This is a genomic window from Flagellimonas sp., from assembly GCF_965215805.1.
In the GTDB taxonomy this organism is placed as follows: Bacteria; Bacteroidota; Bacteroidia; order Flavobacteriales; family Flavobacteriaceae; genus Flagellimonas.
The window spans coordinates 1,563,751-1,584,358 of record NZ_OZ244124.1; the positions used below are offsets into that span (position 1 = coordinate 1,563,751).

Sequence of the window (20,608 nt, forward strand, 5' to 3'; positions counted from 1 at the left end):
TTTCATGCATAAGAGTGTATAATAATCAAGCAAAGATTAAAAGTAGATTTCTTGGGCTAAGCGATAGGTGTTGGCATGCGATTCCACTATAGTCTTAATATTTGGGGTATACCCGCCTCCCATACTACATTGAACGGGGATTTTTGCATCAAAACAGGATTGCAAAACAAAACGGTCCCTTTCCCTACAACCTTCCTGGGTCATTCCCAAGGTGCCCAACTTATCTGATTCCAAAATATCCACTCCGCTAAGATAAAAAATGAAATCGGGCTGTAGCTGTTGCATCAGCTCGGGCAATGTTCTATTAAGTATGTCCAAATATTCCTTGTCCTTGATGCCCTTTTCCAAAGGGATATCCAAATCTGAAACTTCCTTTTTGAAGGGATAGTTGCCCTGACCGTGCATGGAAAAAGTAAAAACTTGATCCTCATCCTTAAAAATTTCTGCGGTCCCATTACCTTGATGCACGTCCAAATCCACAATCAGGATTTTTGTTGCCAAACCTTTGTCCAGAAGATATCTCGCCCCTATGGCTTGATCATTGAGCATGCAAAAAGCTTCCCCATGGCCAGTGTATGCGTGATGTGTGCCCCCGGCAATGTTCATGGCAATTCCATATTTCATCGCAAACCGACAACCTTGGATGGTTCCTTGGGCTATGATTTGTTCCCGTTCTACCAATTCCTTACTCAATGGAAACCCAATTTTTCTAATTTCACTGGGCTTTAACCTGAGGTTGACCAGATTATGGTAATAGCTGGCATCATGTGTCAATAATAGATCTTCTTCCTTGGGAAAACCCGGTTCAAAGAAATTCTCGGCGGTACAGGTGCCTTCATGCAGTAATTGCTGGGGCAACAACTCATATTTGATCATGGGAAATCGATGCCCCTTTGGTAATGGATGTTTGTAAATGGGATGGTATGCTATTTTTAGCATTAGCTGATGCTTTCCCCATTGCCAACACCATCCTCATCCGGATTTAGAAATACGAGTTTGCCCTCTTGGTTTTCTGTCATCAGAATCATACCCTCGCTTTCCACACCACGTAATTTTCTGGGTGCCAGGTTGACCAATACGGTCACTTTTTTGCCTACAATTTCTTCCGCAGAAAAGCTTTCCGCAATTCCAGAGACGATGGTTCGAGTATCCAGTCCTGTGTCTACTTTTAGAACCAAAAGCTTATTGGCCTTGGGCATTTTTTCGGCCTCAACGATAGTTCCCACCCTCATATCCAATTTGGTAAAGTCGTCAAAGGTGATGGTCTCTTTTTGGGGTGTAAGTTCTTTATCCATTTGTTCATTGGATTTTTTGGTGGCTTCCAGTTTGGCCAATTGTGCATCAATCTCCTTGTCTTCCACTTTGCGAAAGAGCAATTCGCTTTTATTGATTTGGTGACCTGATGGGAGTAAGGATTCTTGATTGTCCACACTTTTCCAAGAGGTCTCTCCAGCTCCTTCGACTTCGCTCAGGACTGGGCTCGACCTGACATTCAGAATATTTTTAAGTTTTGCAGACGTGAAGGGCAAAAAGGGTTCACTGAGAATAGCAAGACCCGTGGCAATTTGAAGGGCCACAAACATGATGGTTTTTACGCGTTCCTCATCCGTTTTAATGAGTTTCCAAGGTTCTTCGTCTGCCAAGTATTTGTTCCCTAAACGGGCCAGGTTCATTAACTCTTGACTGGCTTCCCTAAATCGGTATCGGTCTAGGGAATCTGTAATTGTTTTTGGAAAACTTCTTAGGGATTCCAAGGTCTGTTTGTCAATCTCCAACAGTTCCGCTGGATCAGGAACCACTCCGTTGTAGTATTTATGGGTAAGCACTGTGACGCGGTTGACAAAGTTTCCAAAAATGGCAACCAGTTCGTTGTTATTTCGAGCTTGAAAATCCTTCCAGGTGAAATCGTTGTCCTTGGTTTCCGGCGCATTGGCAGTCAATGCGTAGCGGAGCACATCCTGCATATTCGGGAACTCCTCCAAATATTCATGCAGCCATACGGCCCAATTTTTAGAAGTGGATAGCTTATTGCCCTCCAGATTTAGAAACTCATTGGCAGGTACATTTTCAGGCAACACAAAATCCCCATGTGCCTTAAGCATGCTTGGGAAGATGATACAGTGAAAAACAATATTGTCCTTGCCAATAAAATGAAGCAATTTGGTGTTCTTGTCTTTCCAATAGGGTTCCCAATCCTTCCCTTCGCGTTCAGCCCATTCCTTGGTAGAGGAAATGTAACCAATGGGAGCATCGAACCAGACATATAAAACCTTGCCTTCCCCACCTTCAACGGGAACGGGAATCCCCCAGTCCAAATCACGGGTTACCGCTCGGGGTTTTAAGCCATCATCAATCCAAGATTTGCATTGTCCATAAACGTTGGGTTTCCAGTCACTTTTATGGTCTTCCAAAATCCATTGTTTCAGGAAGTCTTCATATCTATCCAAGGGCAGAAACCAATGTTTGGTTTTCTTCAATGTTGGAACCCCACCTGTTATGGTTGATTTGGGATTGATCAAATCTGTGGCGTTCAAGGAAGAACCGCAGTTTTCGCATTGATCACCATAAGCTTCGGTATTGCCGCACACAGGACAGGTTCCGGTCACGAAACGATCCGCCAAAAACTGGTTCGCCTCCTCGTCATACAATTGCTCGGTGACCTCTTCTATAAAATCCCCTTGATTGTGCAGTTTCTCAAAAAAATTAGAAGCAGTTCTATGATGAACTTCAGCAGAGGTGCGGGAATAATTATCAAAGGAAATCCCAAAATCGGCAAAGGACTTTTTGATGATTCCGTGGTATTTGTCTATAATTTCCTTGGGAGAAACTCCTTCCTTTTTGGCCTTCATTGGGATAGCCACTCCATGTTCATCACTACCACAAATAAAAGCTACGTCATGTCCTTGCAATCTCAGGTAGCGGGAATAAATATCCGCAGGCACATAGACTCCTGCCAAGTGTCCAATATGGATGGGGCCATTGGTATAGGGTAAGGCTGCGGTAATGGTATATCTTGAGGGTGTTCCTTCGTTCGGCATTCAAAAATTCAATTAAGCCCCAAAAATACTGATTTAGGAAAAGATGCAATAGGATTGCCGTAAAAAAGGAAACCTCCGAATTGTGCAACCTAATTGGGGTGAGGGTTACACTATCGGAGGATTCTGGAAATTAAATGTTACAACCAGTCTTACATGATCATTACAGACTTACTTAATTTTTCTTCACCTACCCTAATTTGGTAAATGTATTTTCCTGTGGCCAGGCTATCGCGCATACGCTCTCGGATGTTGATTTCGGCTGAGCCTTCCAACATCATTTCATTGAAAACCGTTCCCACGTTTTGACCCAGGATGTTGTACAACTGAATATCCACGTGCGCGGCAACGGGCATTTCCAAATGGATATGCGGCGTGCGGTCTGTTGGATAATATGGTTTATGTACAATACGTGCTAGGGCGTCTGGATCTGGATCCGAACCATCTGGGCTTGGGGGAGTATCCGGAAGCGTTGGCGGATCATCATTGTAAACAATGTCTGGGAAATCAACCCCACTACAATTGAACCCAAGGTTAATGGGATTGTATGGGTGATCCAATAAATGTTGTTCCACCAATGGGATGGGGACACAGAGCCATTCTGCCAAAACAGTGGCGTATAAATCCCTGAAATCCATGGTGTATTCCAAATTACCTCGGCTATTTGGGCTATCCAAAGCTGGATGGTCACCCACAAAGGCGCTTCCATTTAATCCTGAACCAAAGAAAAGGGTTGGGGCGGCCTTACCGTGGTCGGTTCCATTGGAACCATTTTCAAAGATCCTACGACCAAATTCGGAGAAGGTCATACTCAGTACCTTGTCATCTTGCTCAGTAAAGGCCAAATCTTCATAGAAATTGTTGACGGCTATGGAAAGATTCGTCATCAATCGCTCATGGGCCAAAGGTTGGTTACCATGGGTATCAAAACCTCCCATGGAGATCATATACACCTTGGTTCCCAAATTTCCTTTGATCAATCGGGCCAATAATGCCAATTGTCTGGCAAAACCGTTGTCCTGATATTCAACCTGATTCTGACCTCTTTCGTAGGCTTCGTGGATCTTACCTGCATATTCGTAGGTAGTGTTGGCCACACCTCTGAGGAACCTTAACTGATCCCCGTACATACAGTCACCAAAAGGCGCAGTTTCCAAATCGTAGAACAAACCAGTTTCTGCAATTTCTTCTAACTGATCAATGTTGTTGGTCACAAAAGCGTAGTTGGTCTCTTCTCCCTGGAACACCAAATTGGACAAGTTTCCAATTTGAATTGCAGCTGGAGCTGGTGGCGGATCAATCAGATAGTTGGGATAACATTCCTCAAAATGCCTACCCATCCAACCTGTATTCAATCCAGAGAATCCAGTGGTGGTCAAATCGGTGTTTGCATAAATATCGGAACCTGTAAAATGGGACAGACTTTGATTTTCGTAACCTACGCCGTGAACGGCCTTGAACTGGCCGTCGCCCCACATGGGTTCCAGTGAGTTCATGTAGGTGGGTACACCAAAGTCATCGGTAAGTTTTAGGACCTTACTTTCTGGGATGTAAATGTTAGGTCTTGCGTTAGCATAAGTATCATATTGTTGGATGGGAATAACCGTACTTAGTCCATCATTACCTCCAGACAATCTTATTAAAATTAAGATGTTGTCGGTTTCTGCATCAGCAATGGCTGATGTAAATGGAGAAGGTGCAGAAGCGGATACGAGGTTACTTCCCAAAAACATGGATCCTGAACCGGCAATACCCAAAGCTTGGATAAAGGAACGCCTGCTCCATGTTTTGTGTTCTTGATCGTGGCCATCATGTTCCAGGCCTTTATAGGGTGATGTATCGTGATTGTGATGATTATCGCACATGGGGTAGGGGTTATTTTAGTTGAAATTCGGGTTCTCTTGACAAATGTCTTAACAGGAGGTATACCTGAGATGGAGCAGAAGGCCATACGGCCAATGTCCAACTTGGGGTGGCTCCACCTTCATAATAGGTTTCATCCACATCGCTCCTAAAGGCAATGAGAGCTTTTTCATATTCACCATCGGTAAGCAATCCTTTGGGCAACAGTTTGTCAATAATGGGCCTGGCAATAACATCTGGGTTATTGCTGGTTAGCCCGTCATTTCCAGTCAGCGCCAAGGCAAAATCCCTGAATTGTTCTGGATTGTCCTGGAAGAATCGCTCCAAGAAAACCTCGGTGGTCAACCAACGGCCAATAATAAAATTGGTGTTGATCCACTGCCTGTCACGCTGCCATCCGGCAACATCAAAGGGATCAAACATGGTTTGACCAATCAAGCCAGCTGCATCAACAATATTGATTACCGTACTGTCGTCATAGGTAAATCCAGTTTCCTTGACCAAGTGCATGTAAAGGTCAAACGGACTTTTGATGATGACCCCTATCGCATCTTCATCAAAAAAGTGCTGACTTTTGAACAATTGTCTGAGCACTGGGGCTATTTCAAAATTGTTGGCGGTAAATGTGGCTGCCATACCATTAATAATGGCCTGGGCATTACCCGCATCGTCATCCGAATCTGGATGGACAAAGAACTCATACAGCTTTTTACAGATAAACCAGGCAATTTCGTTGGGTCTTTCAGTAAATAGAATATTGATGACATCATCATAATTCCAATTACCTGTCTGGCCAAAAATGGTTTTATTCTCTGTATTAAATTCCGCGGGATCAAAAGTCACTTGGGTACATCCTACCTCACCGTCATTGGTATATCCGGAAATAGCCTTGGAGGTTTCAATGATATCCTCTTCCGTATAGTTGTTTCCCTCCCCTAGGGTAAACAACTCGTAGAGTTCCCTTGCATAGTTTTCGTTGGGGTTGTTACCTCTGTTGCGTACACCATCGAGGTAATACAGCATAGCTGAGGTAAGTCCAATTTCGCTCACGAATGTCCTAAAGTTACCCAGGGCATTTCGCTGTAAATTTTCTATATAATAATATAGGAAGGAATTACAGTTGTAAACGTCAATCTCCGTGACAAAGTGATTGTGCCAAAAGAAACTGAGTCTATCCCTGAGATTGTTGTCCAACATCGCGTTTCCATACGCGGTGGCAAATTCTTCCCGCTGTGCCCTTCGCATTTGACCAGCAAGATCATCATCCTCCGGATAGTCGGCATTGGTCCAGTCAGCCCAAGTGGGCGGAGCAATTGGTGGCATGGCCAGTGCTTGATCCACTAAGGTGTCTACCAGAGCGTCTGCAGTTTGGCCAACAGCAGCGTTGATCGTTTGTACCGAGGCGCTAAATCCCAGTCTTCGATACAAATGGGCCGCACGTAACTCATCCAATGGAGTAGTGTACGGCGCCAAAGTTGAGGAATTACAATTGATAAAGTACTCCATAGCAATGTTCGGCGTTAAATAGGTCCATAGTTTTTGGGGCAACTATATGTTTAGCTAACGTTGGGTGTGGTTCAGTTGAGCCAACAAATTACAATCTAAACGCTGTTTTCACCGTGAACTACCAAATTTTTCGATGAACTGCACATATTTTTTAATATTTTTCAAAATTGATGGCAAAACACAATGAATTTGGGAGGCGTGGAGAGCAATTAGCCGTGGATTATTTGCTTGATCAAGGCTATGAAATTTGCGAAAAAAACTATCGGTATCTGAAGGCTGAGGTTGATATCATTGCCAAAAAGGATGATTTTCTGGTCATTGTTGAAGTGAAGTCCAGAACGGAAGGTTTTATCGAAGAAATTTCCCAAACTCTAAGTAAAAAAAAGATTGCTTTGTTAACAATGGCTGCGGATTACTATGTTCAGAAAAATGACATAAACGAGGAGGTTAGATTTGATTTGATCACCATAATCCAAAAAAAAGGGGGTATAAATTTAAAACATGTTAAAAATGCTTTCTATTTTTTCTAACCATTTGTTTTATTTGTAACAATATGTTAGTTTTGTCTCAAACCAGGCAAAATGAAAACCATCTCCGCAGTAGTTGAGCACTACATCAAAAAAAAGCCCTTTTTACAAAGTGCCTTGGCACAGGGTATTATCAACCTAACTTCTTTATCACGACAAATTAAACCCGAAATATCTGATGCCCTAGGCAAGGATGTAAAGGATGGGGCCATAGTCATGGCACTTAAACGGCTATCCGACGATTTGGAGTTTAGGGCCACGCACCGTATTGTAAAAGTGCTAAAAAATATTGGCGAGATTACGGTTAGGTCGTCATTGACGGATTATACTTTTCTGGCATCTGAAACCATACTTGGACAACAGGCCAAACTCTTGGAAGAAGTCCATGCCAACCAAGACGTTTTTTATACGTCTTCTAGGGGAGTTAACGAGATCAATATTGTGATCAGTAGCCTGATGGATGGTATTGTGGAAAAGTATTTTAAGCACGAACGCTGCACCCAAAAGGCAGAGAACTTATCCTCCATTACCGTTAAACTTCCGGCTGAGAACGTTTCGGTCCCTGGAATCTACTATTTCATTTTTCAGCGTTTGGCATGGGAGGGGATTGTCCTTTACGAAGTAATTTCCACAACCAACGAGTTTACCATTTTGGTCAATGAAGAACAAGTAGATGTGGCCTTTAAAACTATTAAGGACCTGAAGAGTCTTTAGGGCTATTTTTCTACCACTAGATACTCAACCCAACGAAGCGCGCTAGCCACCAACCCTTTTCGGTTTTTGGCCTTGCTCTTAAATTGTTCCATGAGTTCAGGTTCTAACTTGCGACCGTCCACCATCACCCATTTCGGATTTTTTAGGACTGTCAGATTGTCCAACGGATTTTGGTCGGTGAGTATGAAGTTGGCCTTTTTGCCTTCTTGAATGGTTCCAATGTCATGCAGTTTATCATGAACTTTGGAGGGGTTGATGGTAGCTGTCTTCAAGGCACCATAGTTGGTCATTCCTGCCTCCAAATAAAAAGCCAGCTCCTCATGGATGGAAAATCCTGGTGCCGTTATGCCAATCCCAGCGTCGGTACCACTAACAATATTGACACCTATTCGGTTAAGCTCATTCACAATGTGTAAATGAAAATCATGCTGTTCTTGAATGCGTTCAACAATATCGGGATCGGTCTCTTTTTCTGAAGTCCATCGTTCCAGCTGCGCTTCACTATCCACCTTTTTTACCAAAGGATTGATATAAGCCGCTTGCTCCGAATTCAATACATCATCATCCTGAAGCATCTCCAGAATTTTGGAATACCCTGTAAGGGTTGGACTTAGCGTTTGTCGACCTGCCCCGTATTGCGCAATCACACTTTTTAGAATGGTAGTGTCCAATTTATAGGACAAAGCTTGTTGAACAATATCCTCGGCATGTTCCACCGCGGCTATTTGTGGTTGGAAATTGTTGCCATAAGGCACCTCAAAACTGGGATGCACCACAACCTCTATTTGGGAAGCTTCCGCCTGTTCCAAAACCGCATTAAAAATGTTCAAGGGCATGCCAGCATAGGTCTTAATGCAATCGTACCCCTTGGCTTTGTGTTCTCTTACCAATTCCCTGGCCATTTGCTCATCGAGCACTTGTATTTTTTCATCCCCTAGGTCATAGGGGCCTGTTAAAATGGGCCCTGAAGTGAAAAGTTGGGGCGATACAATTTTGCCTTCTGCTATATCCTCCTTAATTCGCAGGTGCATGGGAAAGCCCCTTAAGTTCCTAACGGTGGTTACTCCATTGGCCAGATATACCCCTAAATCATATCGGTCCCAAATGTGCACATGCATATCCACCAATCCGGGGGATAGAAAACCGTTTTCTGCATCAATTTCTTCCAATCCGTTGGAAGGGATTTGATCACCTATTTGTTTAATCCGTCCGTTTTCTATAAGCACACTTTTCCCCTTCAACACGGTGTCCTTGGTCATTGGAACCACATTGACATTTTTGATCAGATAGCTATTGGTTTCCAAATCTGGATGTGCGCTTATCTTGAGATACGAAGTCCTACGACTATCAACCAATAGGGAAATCAGGATAAACACAATAAACAGGATCAAAACAATACCTATTCCCTTGAGCAGTTTTTTGAGTAGCTTCATTGGATTCTGCAATTTGGCCTCAAAAATAAATGATTTAGGAATCAAGGAGCAAATTGAAAGTGCGTTGTAAACTAAATTCTTGGTTCTCCCGTTTTTAGGAAAGACACTTCTGGAAGTATGGGCAAAAAAAGGATTCTTTTCGGTTTGTTGACCCTCTTGGTCATCTACCTCTGTTATCTCGCCTACATTTTTATACTTTCCCCCAAGACCAACCTACAGTCTATTTATTTGATTCCCAAGGATGCCGTATTCGTCATTGAATCTGACAAACCAGTTGAGAGTTGGGCCAAGGTCAGTGAAAGTAAAACGTGGAGGCATCTTCAAAAGAACGATTACTTTGCCCAGCTTACCGAAAACATCCAAAAAGTAGATACGGTTTTCAATGACAACCATAGGTTGTTTGAGTTTTTTGATGGGAGATCCCTTTTTATCTCCATTCACATGATCAGCAAAAAGGACTATGGTATTTTTTATGTCCTGGATTTGAAGCGTATCGCCAAACTCAAACTGCTAAAGACCTACCTAAACACCTTGCTCAATGAAAACTACACCATGAGCAAGCGGGTATACCATGATCATGAGATCTTGGAGATATATGATCGCAAGAACAAGGAGACCATGTATCTGTCCTTTATTAAAAATCAGTTGGTGGCGTCGTATACCCATATTTTGGTAGAGGCTTCCATAGATCAATACCAAGAACCGTTTCTGGGACGTAATCTGGATTTTTTGGAGGTCAACACAAGGGTGGGATATGAGGACCTTTTTCGCCTGTACCTGCAATACGATTTTTTGGATGACTACTACGGACGGTTCTCGGACAAGACCAATGATTGGATCACACGGGCCAGTAAGAATTTGTTGTTTTCAGGCTTCCATTTTGATTTGGACACAGGAGGAACCATAACCGCAAACGGCTTTACCAACATAAGTCCTACCCATTTAAACTATTTGACTGCCCTGCAACAATCTGGAACCGCAGAGCGAACTATACCCAACATCGCACCAAAAAGAACGGCACTTTACATTAGTTATGGCTTTGACAGTTTTGGCGAATTCTACAAAAATTTTGAAGCCGTTCAGCAAGATGATCCAGAACAGTTTGAGTCCTATAGGGAAGGGATTCAAAAAGTGGAAAAGTTCCTGAAAATTGATGTCAAGGAAAACTTTGTAAGTTGGATTGGGGAGGAGATTGCTCTGCTTCAGATCAAATCAAGAATTTCCAAGGTAGAAAATGAAATGGCTTTGGTGCTAAAGACAACGGATGCCGGGATGGCCAAAACCCATTTGGATTTTGTGCTCAAACAAATCAAAAAGAAGACTCCCGTAAAATTCAAGACCATTGAATACAAAGGTTATGAGATAAAGTTCCTGTCCATTAAGGGATTCTTCAAGATTTTATTAGGGAATAGATTCAAGGAATTTGATAAACCCTATTTCGTCCAGGTGGATGACTATGTGGTCTTTAGCAACAGCCCCAACACCTTAAAGGTATTGATAGATGATTTTAAGGATGGGAGCACGTTGAACAACTCGGAGGAATTCCAAAAATTCAATAAAAAATTTGAGAGGGCTTCCAGTTTGTTTATCTATAGCGATGTCTCACTGCTTTATGAGAATATGAAGATTATGGCAGATACCAATACCAAAAACAGTCTGCGCAAAAACAAGAATTTTATCCTGTGTTTTCCAAAAGCAGGATTCCAATTAAAGCCAGAAGACGATCTCTTTGAAAGCAGGTTGGTGGTCGATTATCAAGATATTGAAGCACTTCCAAAAACCGAAAAACCCAAACCCAAGATTCAAATCCCTGTTGATCAGAAAATCACTGAAGCGGCCTTCGATTTAAAACCCATATATCCTTCCGATCTAAACGCAAAAACCTTCTCCAAAACATATAGTAACGGTCAAATTAGGTTTGAAGTAGACCTTAAGGACGGAATGAAACATGGACAATACAAGGCGTTTTATTCCGATGGAACGGAAAAAATCACAGGTAGGTATAGAAAGGACCAGCAGGTGGGCACTTGGAAGTATTTTGGAATGGATGGCGAACTACTGCTAAAAAAGCGCTTTTAATTTCTCCCGCTGGACTTCTGGATTAGCATTGCATTCACTAACTTGATTTCCCAAAATCGACTAGTGAAAATGAAAAGAACATTTACCTTACTGACCGCCCTTCTTTTAGTTTTATCGTTTACCTCCCATGGACAGGAAATTTATTTTCCCGATCGTAATGCAACTTGGAAAGGAGCAACAGAAAATCAGTTTAAAATTGATCAGGCTAAGTTGGAAACCGCGGTTGAATTTGCAGAAAACAATGAATACTCAGGTTCCAGAGATTTAAAGCAAGCCATTCTTAAGGGCTTTGAACGGGAACCTTTCCATGATATTTTGGGCCCGACCAAGGAGCGGGGTGGCCCAGCGGGAATGATCTTAAAAGATGGATATCTGTTGGCCGCTTGGGGAGATACCAAGCGTGTAGACATGACCTTTAGTGTTACCAAGAGTTTTTTGTCTACCATGGCAGGTTTGGCTGTGGATCAAGGACTGATTTCGAAGGTCACCGATAAGGTAGGAAGCTATGTTTGGGACGGTACCTTTGATGGCGAGCACAATGGTAAGGTCAATTGGGAGCATCTGCTGCAGCAAAATTCTGATTGGTCCGGCGAGCTGTGGGGACTAAAGGACTGGGCGGACAGACCTCCAAAAGAGGGTGGTTTGGACGATTGGAGGTTAAGAAAATTGAATGAGCCCGGTACCGTGATGGAGTATAACGATGTGCGCGTAAATGTACTGGCATATTCCTTGACCCAGGTTTGGCGCAAACCCATGCCCATGGTCCTAAAGGAAAATCTGATGGACAAAATCGGTGCAAGTACCACTTGGAGGTGGTATGGTTATGACCATGCGTGGACCACGATAGATGGGATTAAAATGCAATCGGTGACCGGGGGAGGACATTCAGGAGCGGGAATATTTATTAGTGCAGAGGACATGGCCCGATTTGGATTGGTATTCCAGAACCAAGGTAAATGGAAGAATGAACAACTGGTCAGCCAGGACTGGATAAAAATGGCAACCCGTCCTTCAGTTCCCAATGTGAACTATGGCTATATGTGGTGGCTAAACCAAAAGGGAGCCAGACATTGGGAGGGAGTACCGGAACATGTCTTCTACGCTGCTGGATTTGGGGGTAATTTTATCGTGATAGATGAGCAAAATGGGCTTTTAATGGTAACTCGGTGGTTGGAGCCTCAAAAAATAGGGGAATTTGTAAAGTTGGTCTACGAATCACTGGAGTAGGATATCACAGAACCCAAACTGTATAGGATTGGATTTATTGGAAGGGTTGTCATAGGTTCGAAACACCTTTTCCCCAATTTCGAACGAAATGGGATGATTAAAGATGGGGCCATCAAAACAAAAGGTATGGAACTCCCCATTCTCTCCGCAGGGATCCACATCCTTGGGGAACTGCTCCAGTAAATCCAAAGACAGTTCGGCTCCCAAAAAGGATTCATCCAGCAAGTCGTTGTTGATGCAGACAATCACGGTTTTAAAACCCTTTTCCAGAAATTCCATGTATAGTTCCCGTGTGTCCCTTTTCCAAATGGGAAACACAGCTTGAATGCCCTGGGTGGCCAACATTTTTTCTCGATAGACTTTTAAATCCTCCAAAAAGATATCCCCAAAGGCTGCATGGGTATACCCATCAGCAACCATTTGTTGCATTTTTTGGGTCATAAGCTCATTGTAGGTTTCCATGGAGGGCTTTTCCGGAACCTCAACAACATCCAATGGAATGCTAATAGCAGCGGTTTGAGCCTCCAAAACAGGACGGGGCAAACCATGCATGGAAACTCTATTGTAATGCGAATTGACGGTGGTCAACAACCGATCTACCTTATATTCTGCTTGCTGTTGTAAATGGTATAAGGCTAGGGCCGAATCCTTTCCCGAACTCCAGTTGAAAAATGTCTTGTGGGCATTGGACATGGTGCAACGATCAATCCATTATTTAGGTTCCAGGAGCATCACTTTTTTGTTTTCGTTGGAGGCATTGAGCATGATGAATTTCTCATCCTGATACGAACCATTATAAGGATGGTATATATCATTGATTCCACTATTGTCCCTTATTTTTTCTTGTACTACCTCCCCGTCCATACTATATACATAGTCGTACAAGGCAGTTTTTTGAAATATTCCCGTTTTGGCCTTGACCCTTCCATCGGTTTTCTTTTTAACTTTCCCCGTATTGAACATTACATGCAATTTATCCTTGACCATAAAGGCATTATAGGAGGGTGCACTGGCCACCTTAAAAATACTTCTTCCCCATTGAACATCACCATTGTTGTCCAGTCTTAGAACCAGTATGTTGTCGTAATGCAATATGGTCATCATGTAGCCTCCGTACTGTCCGTTGCTCACATAGGTTTGGGTAACATAAAACTGCTCCGCCAATAAGGTCGTATTCCCCTCATCATCTTCAATTACATAATCCAGCAGATATTGGGCAAGGTCCTTGTCTTTTTTGGCTTCTACTCTTTTAGCGGAATACAGGTCGGTTAGTACAGATTCGGGTAGTTTGGATAGTTTAATATCAGTCTTGTCAATGTTCTTGGTATCCACGGTAATTTTGCTAAGGCCTGTAATTCTTCCAGCCCTGGTTTCGGAGTAGAATCCGTAGAGATCCAGATGCGACGTCTTGTTCACTATTTTCAAGTCGGCAATGTGTTGGTTGGAATCCAACCCAATCCGACTGGAGATGCTATTTTCTTCAGATATTTTATGAAGAACGATGTCGTAATTGGGATTTTCACCCTGCCTTTCCGCACGTCCATCTTTATATTCCTTTCCAACGGTAAATACGCTCCCCTCATCACTCAGGGTCATATCAAAAGACTTAAAGAACTTCTCTGGATTCTCAAAAAAGGCTTTGGTGTAAACCAATTTCATGTTATGTGAATCATAAACCCGAACATTATAGGAATTGGCGGTCTTTTTAACATTGTCTGTGGCTATTGCAAAATAATTTCCATTGGGTGAAACTGCAAAATGGGTCTGTCTTTTATTCTGACCTGAAAATAGGGCTTGTTTTTTTTCGACCACTGCTTTAAAAAGCTCCACTTGCTCCAAGGTCTTGTTCTCAACATCCAAGATATGGCATCGGATTTCCCGTTCCGTTTTAGTGGGTTTGTAAATGGTAAAGACTTTCAAAAGATTGTCATGCGCTATATGATCTACAACGCTTTCCTTTTTTTCCAGCAAGGTAAACTGGTTGAAAACCCGATTTGCCTTGTTGTCATAAACGTCAAACATCAACTTTTTTTTGCCCACGCTGGCAATGGCAATTTCCCCATCCGAAGTGGTATGAACTGCTTTTACGGCGGATGCTTTATTTGTGTCTTGATAACCAGGGGTTTCGGTAATGTTGAAATAGGTGCTTTGGGAAGTTGCGAGTAGTGAAAGATTTAGGAAAACGAGAAAACAGATTTTTTTGATCATTAAGAGGTTGGTTTAAAAGTGAACGATAAACAGTAGCGAATTAAATAAAAAAGTAGGAAAAATAACTATGTTACTGGAGATTAATTCAATCAAATTTGGATTGAAGGTTATTGCACTTTAATTCCGAACACAGAGATAATTTGAATTACGCTACTGATTCTTGAAAGCGAAAAGGCTCTAATGCTCCAAGAGCTTTTTCCACAGAATTGATGCCGTCAAAAACCAACAACAACCTCAGACCATTACGGGTTTGTTTTTCCTTGAGTTGGCAACTTCTTGGGTTGGACTGTACATACTGCAGCACTTGGGTAAAAGCAGGACTTTGGTAAAAATCGGATTGTTGGTCGGCAATAAAATAACCTAAGAATTTGCCCTTCTTCAACACCACTTTTTCAAGTCCAATTGTATTGGCGATCCACTTGATTCTAACGGAGTTCAAAAGATCTACTGCTTGAGAGGGCAGTTCCCCAAAACGGTCTACCAGCTCCGCTTCATACTTTTGAAGCCCCTCCTCATCCTGAACTTCGTTCAGTTGGGTGTACAAGTTCAAGCGTTCAGTGATATTATTGATATAATCATCTGGATAGAGGAGTTCAAAATCAGTGTCCAATTGGGTGTCCTTCACATAGGTCTTGGGCTTTTCACCTTCCACCTCTTCGTACAATTCCTTGAATTCGTTTTCCTTCAACTCCTCAATGGCTTCGGTCAATATTTTTTGATAGGTCTCAAAACCTATCTCGTTGATAAATCCGCTTTGCTCGCCGCCCAACAAATCTCCTGCTCCACGAATCTCCAAATCCTTCATGGCAATGTTGAAACCACTGCCCAATTCCGTAAACTGCTCCAGGGCCTCAATACGTTTTCGGGCATCTGGGGTCATGACCTCGTAAGGCGGGGTAATGAAAAAGCAGAAGGCCTTTTTATTGCTTCTTCCCACTCGGCCTCGCATTTGATGAAGGTCACTCAAACCAAAATTATTGGCATTATGGATAAAAATGGTATTGGCATTGGTCACGTCCAAACCACTTTCCACAATGGTGGTGGATACCAGCACATCAAAATCCCCATTCATAAAGGCCATCATCAGTTGCTCCAACTTTTTTCCTTCCATTTGCCCATGTCCAATACCGATTTTGGCATCAGGGACCAAACGTTGGATCATCCCAGCGACTTCTTTAATGTTTTCAATGCGGTTATGGATAAAAAACACCTGTCCTCCCCGTTGGATTTCGTAAGAAACGGCATCCCGAATAATCTCTTCGCTAAATCGGATGACGCGGCTTTCAATGGGATAGCGGTTGGGAGGAGGTGTATTGATCACGGACAGATCCCGAGCCGCCATCAAACTGAATTGTAAGGTTCGAGGAATAGGCGTTGCGGTAAGGGTAAGCACATCCACATTTTCTTTAATGGATTTGAGCTTGTCCTTTACGGCTACCCCAAATTTCTGTTCCTCATCCACGATCAAAAGACCCAAATCCTTGAACTGCACATTTTTGTTCACCAACTGGTGGGTGCCTATGATGATATCGATTTTACCTTGAGCCAAGCGCTCCAAGATTTCCCGTTTTTCCTTGGCCGTTCTAAAGCGATTCAGGTAGTCAACAGTCACTGGAAGTTCTCCAAATCGCTTTTTAAATGTATTGTTGTGCTGGAAGGCCAAAATGGTGGTGGGGACCAAAACCGCAACCTGCTTTCCATTGTCCACCGCCTTAAAGGCCGCCCGTATGGCCACTTCGGTTTTTCCAAAGCCCACATCACCACAGATCAATCGATCCATGGGGCGCTCGCTTTCCATATCCCTTTTTACATCTTGGGTGGACTTTTCCTGATCAGGGGTGTCCTCATAAATAAATGAGGCTTCCAGTTCATGCTGCAAATAACTGTCAGGTGCATACTGAAACCCTTTTTCCAAACGGCGTTTTGCATAGACCTTGATAAGGTCAAAAGCAATTTTCTTGACCCTGCTTTTGGTCTTTTGCTTTAATTTTTTCCAGGCCGCTGAGCCCAGTTTGTAAATTTTCGGTATCGCGCCGTCCTTTCCATTAAACTTGGATATTTTGTGCAGCGAATGAATACTTACATATAAGATATCTCGGTCTCCATAGACCAATTTTATGGCCTCTTGTTTTTTGCCCTCAACATCAATCTTTTGAAGCCCGCCAAATTTTCCGATACCATGATCTATATGGGTTACGTAATCCCCAATTTCCAGTTTGTTAAGCTCTTTTAGGGTGATAGCCTGTTTTTTGGCATAGCCATTTTTGAGCTGGAACTTGTGGTATCGTTCAAATATTTGGTGATCGGTATAACATGCCAGTTTAAGGTCGGAATCCACAAAACCCTGATAAATTGGGAAAACTAGAGTTTTGTAGTGAACCTCTTCCTCAATATCCTGGAAAATATCATGGAATCGCTTGGCTTGCTGCTCCGTGGAACAGAAAATGTAGTTGGTAAAACCTGCCTGATGATTTTCATTAAGGTTTGCAATCAACAGGTCAAACTTTTTATTGAAAGCTGGTTGTGGTTTGGTATTGAAGGTTATTATATGTTTGTCCTTTCGAGCGGAGTCGAGAAATTGGACAGACATAGCCCGATCCATCTCGACTGCCTGCCTGTCGGTAGACACGGCGCTCGATGAGACACCATCAAGAGATATTAGTTTAAAGTCCTGTAGTTGCCCTCTCAACAAATCCGAAGTCACAAACAGCTCTTCCGGTTGGGCATGTTTGATCTCCTCACTCAATTGCTTGAAGCTGTCCTCTGCTTTTTCAAAAAAAGCATCGATTCGGGAGTAGACCAAATCCAAATTCTTGGAAAAGATGACGGTTTTGGGCGAAATATATTTTAGGAAGCTCTCCCGTGTCTCTTGCAAAAATTTGTTCTCAACATTGGGAATAATGGTAATTCGTTTCACTTTATCCGTAGACAGCTGTGTTTCCACATCAAAAGTTCGGATGCTGTCCACTTCGTCCCCAAAAAACTCAATACGGTAGGGCTCGTCATGCGAAAAGGAAAACACGTCCACGATTCCGCCGCGTACCGAAAACTCACCAGGCTCCGTGACAAAATCAACCCGTTGAAACTGGTATTCAAACAGCACCTCGTTTAAAAAATCAAGAGACAGCGTATCCTCCAACTTGATTTTTAAAGTGTTTTTGTCCAACTCTTTTCTGGTGACCACCTTCTCGAAAAGGGCATCGGGATAGGTGACGATTATTGCTGGTTTTTTGCGCGAGTTGATTCGGTTGAGCACTTCAGCACGAAGCAACACATTGGCATTGTCCGTTTCCTCAATTTGATAAGGTCTGCGATAACTGCCCGGATAAAAGAGGACATTTTTTTCACCTACCAACTGTTCCAAATCATTAAGGTAATAGGCCGCTTCCTCCTTGTCGTTCAACAAAACCAGAAAAGGAACCTCCGCTTCTTGGAAGGTGGAGGAAATGACAAAGGAAAGGGCGGAGCCGGTAAGACCTTTAACGGCTATGGGTTCAGTTGCATCTTGGTTTGGGGCAATAGCATCCCGCAGTTTCCCTAGTTGGGGAGACTGTTCAAAGAGTTGGGAAATGGACGATTTGGTCAATCCAACAAATTTGCTGCAAATATAATGGGATGGAAGTTTGTGTACAATGGTTCAAGAGTATTTCTCAGTGGTGTTCCGAAGGACGTTGCCCTATGCGATAATTTTCTAGTGGGGGGAGATAAGAAACCTAAATTTTCACTACTTCGTCCTCCACAATGACAAACACTTCGTCCCCTCTTTTGGGTTTCAAGGTATGGGTGCCCGTAAATGCGCCAAAAGCAGGAAAAACAAGTTGATTTTTGGTTTTGAAATAGCAAGCCAAACGTAGCGTTTGTCTACCACCCCCTTTAAGTTTGACGGCTGGATGGATGTGCCCACAAAAATTGAAATAACCCTCGCGTTCCTCAGGGTGATGGGTCAAAAGGAAATCATCCATAATCAGTTCTTGGAAAATGGGAATGCCAAGGTTCTCAAATTTATGGGGTGAGATAATATCGTGGTTTCCTGCAACCAGCAAAATCTCTGAAGGTGTTTTGGCCACCCAATTTTCAAAGAGTTCCCATTCCTTGTTCAAGGTGGAGTGAAACAAATCACCCAAAAAGCAAATTTGAAAGGGTTCAAAATCCGATACAATTTGATCTAGTAGCACGTAGTTTTTATGAATGGCCTTTCGGGGAACCGCGGCACCGAATTTTCTAAAATGGGCTACCTTTCCCAAATGCACATCGCTGATAAGCAACATGGATTTTTCTTCCCAGAACATACCTCCCAATGGATGTAATAGAAAAGTTTGATTTTGGATTTTTACCGAAACGTTCTTCACAATGAGCTAAGATACGTGCTTATCCCAGTTCGCATGGTTTTCCGCCACAAAATCGTCCGATTCAACTATTGAATATAGCAACCGTAGCTTATGTCTTTTACGGTAAACATGGTTTAATCTATAAATTTGCTACTATCCTTTTTGACCGTTATTGTGTAAACTATTAACTATAGTTAGTTTTGTAACTATAAAAAATATAGTATAAAATATGAATTTTATCAATGCCATGCAGGAGCGCTATACCACAAAAAAGTATAACGCAACACGTAAAATAGATTCCGCCAAACTTGAGGAGCTGAAAGAAATTGTAAGATTAAGCCCTTCTTCCATTAACAGTCAACCCTGGAGGTTTACCTTTGTACGGGATGAGGCCGTTAAAGCCAAATTGGCCCAGGCGTCTTATTTTAACGAACAAAAAATCTTGGATTGCGACACCTTGGTTGTATTCAGTAGAATCGATTCCATTCCCTTGTTTGAGAAACAAATTGAAGAAACCTTGCCGGAACCTGCTGTGGGATATTACAAGCAGTTTTTAAAGCCGCAACCGGAAACACAGATCAAGGCCTGGTTTGACAGCCAAACCTATTTGGCATTGGGTGTATTTCTCTCGGCTTGCGCGTCCATGGGGATAGACGCCACACCCATGGAGGGAATTGAGCCCGAAAAATACAACCGGATTTTAGGTGCGGAACACCATCACGCCTTGGTGGGCGTAGCCATCGGATATAGGGATGAGGATGATTTCAATCAGCCATCTAAGAATCCAAAATCCAGAAGAGCACTAGCTGATGTAGTAACAACCATAAACTAAAAATAGCATGGCAAATCAACAATTAACCATCGTAGCCCGAATTTTGGCAAAACCTGAAAAACGGGAATTGGTAAAATCGGAATTAATAAAACTCATTGCCCCTACCAGGGAAGAAGAGGGGTGCATCAACTATGACCTGCACCAAGACAATGAAAATGAAAATTTGTTCTTGTTTTATGAGAATTGGACAACAAGGGAACTATGGCAAAAGCATATGGACAATCCGCATATTGCGGCTTATATGAAAGCTACCGAAGGTGCAGTTGAGGATTTTGCTTTGCACGAGATGACGCTAGTAGGTTAATTTTTCATTTTAACAACCCTAGGCCTTTGTTAATTAATTACCGGGTCCAAGAGTGGTCTGCATCCAGGTTCGAAAGTAAAGTTTTCTTGTGGGTTCTTAATTAGACAGAGATATCCTCGAAGAAGAAAAACAGATTCGTTTTCTATCACAATTTTATACTCATAGCTCCCTTGAGGAAGATTATTACCCGTAAACCAAGTTGAATTATCTCCGCCAGAGTAGTTTTCGGATTCGAACACCATATCACCATTCAATCTAAAGATTTGAACCTTGTGATTTTCGTAAAGTTGGATATTCGCGATAGCAAAGGCATCATTGACACGGTCTCCGTTTGGGGTAAACCAGTTAAATACTTCAATGTCATCCAATTCTGCCAACTCTGGAATGTCATCTAAATTGTTGACATTCCCATCAATTTCGTTGGTACAACATATAAATTGACCACTCCCAGAATCGTCATTTTTACAAGAAAAAAGAGAAAGCAATAGCATGAAGAAAATGTAAAATTTGGCTTTTTGGAGAATCATAGAAATTAGTTTGGATAAAGGTATT

The 20,608-nt window shown here is 42.5% G+C and carries 16 protein-coding genes; 6 read left to right on the forward strand and 10 right to left on the reverse strand.

Annotated elements, in window-relative coordinates; translation table 11 throughout:
* Positions 1-36: 36 nt before the first annotated feature.
* The 4 genes from ACOOE0_RS07125 to ACOOE0_RS07140 form a co-directional block, all read right to left on the reverse strand.
* Positions 37-939: a histone deacetylase gene (locus ACOOE0_RS07125; protein ID WP_420401778.1), complete on the reverse strand. Its 903-nt coding sequence runs from the start codon at positions 937-939 to the stop codon at positions 37-39.
* Positions 939-3,038, reverse strand: coding sequence for a methionine--tRNA ligase (metG, locus tag ACOOE0_RS07130; RefSeq protein ID WP_420401779.1), 2,100 nt, complete (start codon positions 3,036-3,038; stop codon positions 939-941). Before metG ends, ACOOE0_RS07125 begins: the two co-directional genes overlap by 1 nt.
* Positions 3,039-3,187: 149 nt before the next feature.
* The gene (locus tag ACOOE0_RS07135) at positions 3,188-4,900 is read right to left on the reverse strand and encodes a DUF1501 domain-containing protein (RefSeq protein ID WP_420401780.1); all 1,713 of its coding nucleotides are present in this window, start codon (positions 4,898-4,900) and stop codon (positions 3,188-3,190) included.
* A gap of 10 nt (positions 4,901-4,910) precedes the next feature.
* Positions 4,911-6,446 (reverse strand): DUF1800 domain-containing protein, encoded by a 1,536-nt coding sequence (locus tag ACOOE0_RS07140; protein WP_420401781.1) that lies wholly within the window; start codon positions 6,444-6,446, stop codon positions 4,911-4,913.
* A 128-nt stretch (positions 6,447-6,574) separates the two neighbouring features.
* Between ACOOE0_RS07140 and ACOOE0_RS07145 the strand changes: the two genes are divergently transcribed.
* The gene (locus tag ACOOE0_RS07145; RefSeq protein ID WP_420401782.1) at positions 6,575-6,934 is read left to right on the forward strand and encodes a YraN family protein; all 360 of its coding nucleotides are present in this window, start codon (positions 6,575-6,577) and stop codon (positions 6,932-6,934) included.
* A gap of 51 nt (positions 6,935-6,985) precedes the next feature.
* A complete protein-coding gene (locus ACOOE0_RS07150; protein ID WP_249969961.1) occupies positions 6,986-7,645 on the forward strand; it encodes an aspartate kinase in 660 nt (219 codons plus the stop codon).
* A gap of 2 nt (positions 7,646-7,647) precedes the next feature.
* Here ACOOE0_RS07150 and ACOOE0_RS07155 read toward each other — a convergent pair whose 3' ends face one another.
* The gene (locus ACOOE0_RS07155; RefSeq protein WP_420401783.1) at positions 7,648-9,078 is read right to left on the reverse strand and encodes an amidohydrolase family protein; all 1,431 of its coding nucleotides are present in this window, start codon (positions 9,076-9,078) and stop codon (positions 7,648-7,650) included.
* Positions 9,079-9,195: 117 nt separating this feature from the next.
* Between ACOOE0_RS07155 and ACOOE0_RS07160 the strand changes: the two genes are divergently transcribed.
* Together ACOOE0_RS07160 and ACOOE0_RS07165 are read left to right on the forward strand one after the other, a co-directional pair.
* Positions 9,196-11,157, forward strand: coding sequence for a DUF3352 domain-containing protein (locus ACOOE0_RS07160; protein WP_420401784.1), 1,962 nt, complete (start codon positions 9,196-9,198; stop codon positions 11,155-11,157).
* A 69-nt stretch (positions 11,158-11,226) separates the two neighbouring features.
* A complete protein-coding gene (locus tag ACOOE0_RS07165) occupies positions 11,227-12,384 on the forward strand; it encodes a serine hydrolase domain-containing protein (RefSeq protein ID WP_420401785.1) in 1,158 nt (385 codons plus the stop codon).
* Here ACOOE0_RS07165 and ACOOE0_RS07170 read toward each other — a convergent pair.
* From ACOOE0_RS07170 to pdeM, 4 genes are all read right to left on the reverse strand, one after another.
* Positions 12,373-13,077: an ATP-binding protein gene (locus ACOOE0_RS07170; RefSeq protein WP_420401786.1), complete on the reverse strand. Its 705-nt coding sequence runs from the start codon at positions 13,075-13,077 to the stop codon at positions 12,373-12,375. The two genes, ACOOE0_RS07165 and ACOOE0_RS07170, sit on opposite strands and share 12 nt — an antisense overlap.
* An 18-nt stretch (positions 13,078-13,095) precedes the next feature.
* Positions 13,096-14,592, reverse strand: a complete 1,497-nt coding sequence (locus tag ACOOE0_RS07175) for a hypothetical protein (protein WP_420401787.1) — start codon at positions 14,590-14,592, stop codon at positions 13,096-13,098.
* A gap of 145 nt (positions 14,593-14,737) precedes the next feature.
* Complete coding sequence (gene mfd, locus ACOOE0_RS07180) at positions 14,738-18,178, reverse strand: transcription-repair coupling factor (protein ID WP_420401788.1); 3,441 nt, start codon at positions 18,176-18,178, stop codon at positions 14,738-14,740.
* 127 nt (positions 18,179-18,305) lie between these two features.
* Positions 18,306-18,881: a ligase-associated DNA damage response endonuclease PdeM gene (gene pdeM / locus ACOOE0_RS07185; protein ID WP_420401789.1), complete on the reverse strand. Its 576-nt coding sequence runs from the start codon at positions 18,879-18,881 to the stop codon at positions 18,306-18,308.
* 268 nt (positions 18,882-19,149) lie between these two features.
* Here pdeM and ACOOE0_RS07190 point away from each other — a divergent pair, with 268 nt between their 5' ends.
* Both ACOOE0_RS07190 and ACOOE0_RS07195 read left to right on the forward strand, forming a co-directional pair.
* Positions 19,150-19,752 carry a nitroreductase family protein gene (locus ACOOE0_RS07190; RefSeq protein ID WP_420401790.1) on the forward strand — a complete coding sequence of 201 codons (603 nt, stop codon included), beginning with the start codon at positions 19,150-19,152 and terminating at the stop codon, positions 19,750-19,752.
* A 7-nt stretch (positions 19,753-19,759) separates the two neighbouring features.
* Positions 19,760-20,056, forward strand: a complete 297-nt coding sequence (locus tag ACOOE0_RS07195; RefSeq protein ID WP_420401791.1) for a putative quinol monooxygenase — start codon at positions 19,760-19,762, stop codon at positions 20,054-20,056.
* Positions 20,057-20,085: 29 nt separating this feature from the next.
* Here ACOOE0_RS07195 and ACOOE0_RS07200 read toward each other — a convergent pair whose 3' ends face one another.
* Positions 20,086-20,583 carry a gliding motility-associated C-terminal domain-containing protein gene (locus tag ACOOE0_RS07200; protein WP_420401792.1) on the reverse strand — a complete coding sequence of 166 codons (498 nt, stop codon included), beginning with the start codon at positions 20,581-20,583 and terminating at the stop codon, positions 20,086-20,088.
* Positions 20,584-20,608: the final 25 nt, after the last annotated feature.

Excerpts from the sequence above, each read along its gene's own strand:
- ACOOE0_RS07195 (WP_420401791.1), top strand. The coding sequence starts at position 19,760 with ATGGCAAATCAACAATTAACCATCGTAGCCCGAATTTTGGCAAAACCT.
- metG (WP_420401779.1), bottom strand. The coding sequence starts at position 3,038 with ATGCCGAACGAAGGAACACCCTCAAGATATACCATTACCGCAGCCTTA.
- ACOOE0_RS07190 (WP_420401790.1), top strand. The coding sequence starts at position 19,150 with ATGAATTTTATCAATGCCATGCAGGAGCGCTATACCACAAAAAAGTAT.
- ACOOE0_RS07150 (WP_249969961.1), top strand. The coding sequence starts at position 6,986 with ATGAAAACCATCTCCGCAGTAGTTGAGCACTACATCAAAAAAAAGCCC.
- ACOOE0_RS07170 (WP_420401786.1), bottom strand. The coding sequence starts at position 13,077 with ATGTCCAATGCCCACAAGACATTTTTCAACTGGAGTTCGGGAAAGGAT.
- ACOOE0_RS07200 (WP_420401792.1), bottom strand. The coding sequence starts at position 20,583 with ATGATTCTCCAAAAAGCCAAATTTTACATTTTCTTCATGCTATTGCTT.
- ACOOE0_RS07160 (WP_420401784.1), top strand. The coding sequence starts at position 9,196 with ATGGGCAAAAAAAGGATTCTTTTCGGTTTGTTGACCCTCTTGGTCATC.
- ACOOE0_RS07175 (WP_420401787.1), bottom strand. The coding sequence starts at position 14,592 with ATGATCAAAAAAATCTGTTTTCTCGTTTTCCTAAATCTTTCACTACTC.
- ACOOE0_RS07135 (WP_420401780.1), bottom strand. The coding sequence starts at position 4,900 with ATGTGCGATAATCATCACAATCACGATACATCACCCTATAAAGGCCTG.
- ACOOE0_RS07145 (WP_420401782.1), top strand. The coding sequence starts at position 6,575 with ATGGCAAAACACAATGAATTTGGGAGGCGTGGAGAGCAATTAGCCGTG.
- pdeM (WP_420401789.1), bottom strand. The coding sequence starts at position 18,881 with ATGTTCTGGGAAGAAAAATCCATGTTGCTTATCAGCGATGTGCATTTG.
- ACOOE0_RS07125 (WP_420401778.1), bottom strand. The coding sequence starts at position 939 with ATGCTAAAAATAGCATACCATCCCATTTACAAACATCCATTACCAAAG.
- ACOOE0_RS07165 (WP_420401785.1), top strand. The coding sequence starts at position 11,227 with ATGAAAAGAACATTTACCTTACTGACCGCCCTTCTTTTAGTTTTATCG.
- ACOOE0_RS07155 (WP_420401783.1), bottom strand. The coding sequence starts at position 9,078 with ATGAAGCTACTCAAAAAACTGCTCAAGGGAATAGGTATTGTTTTGATC.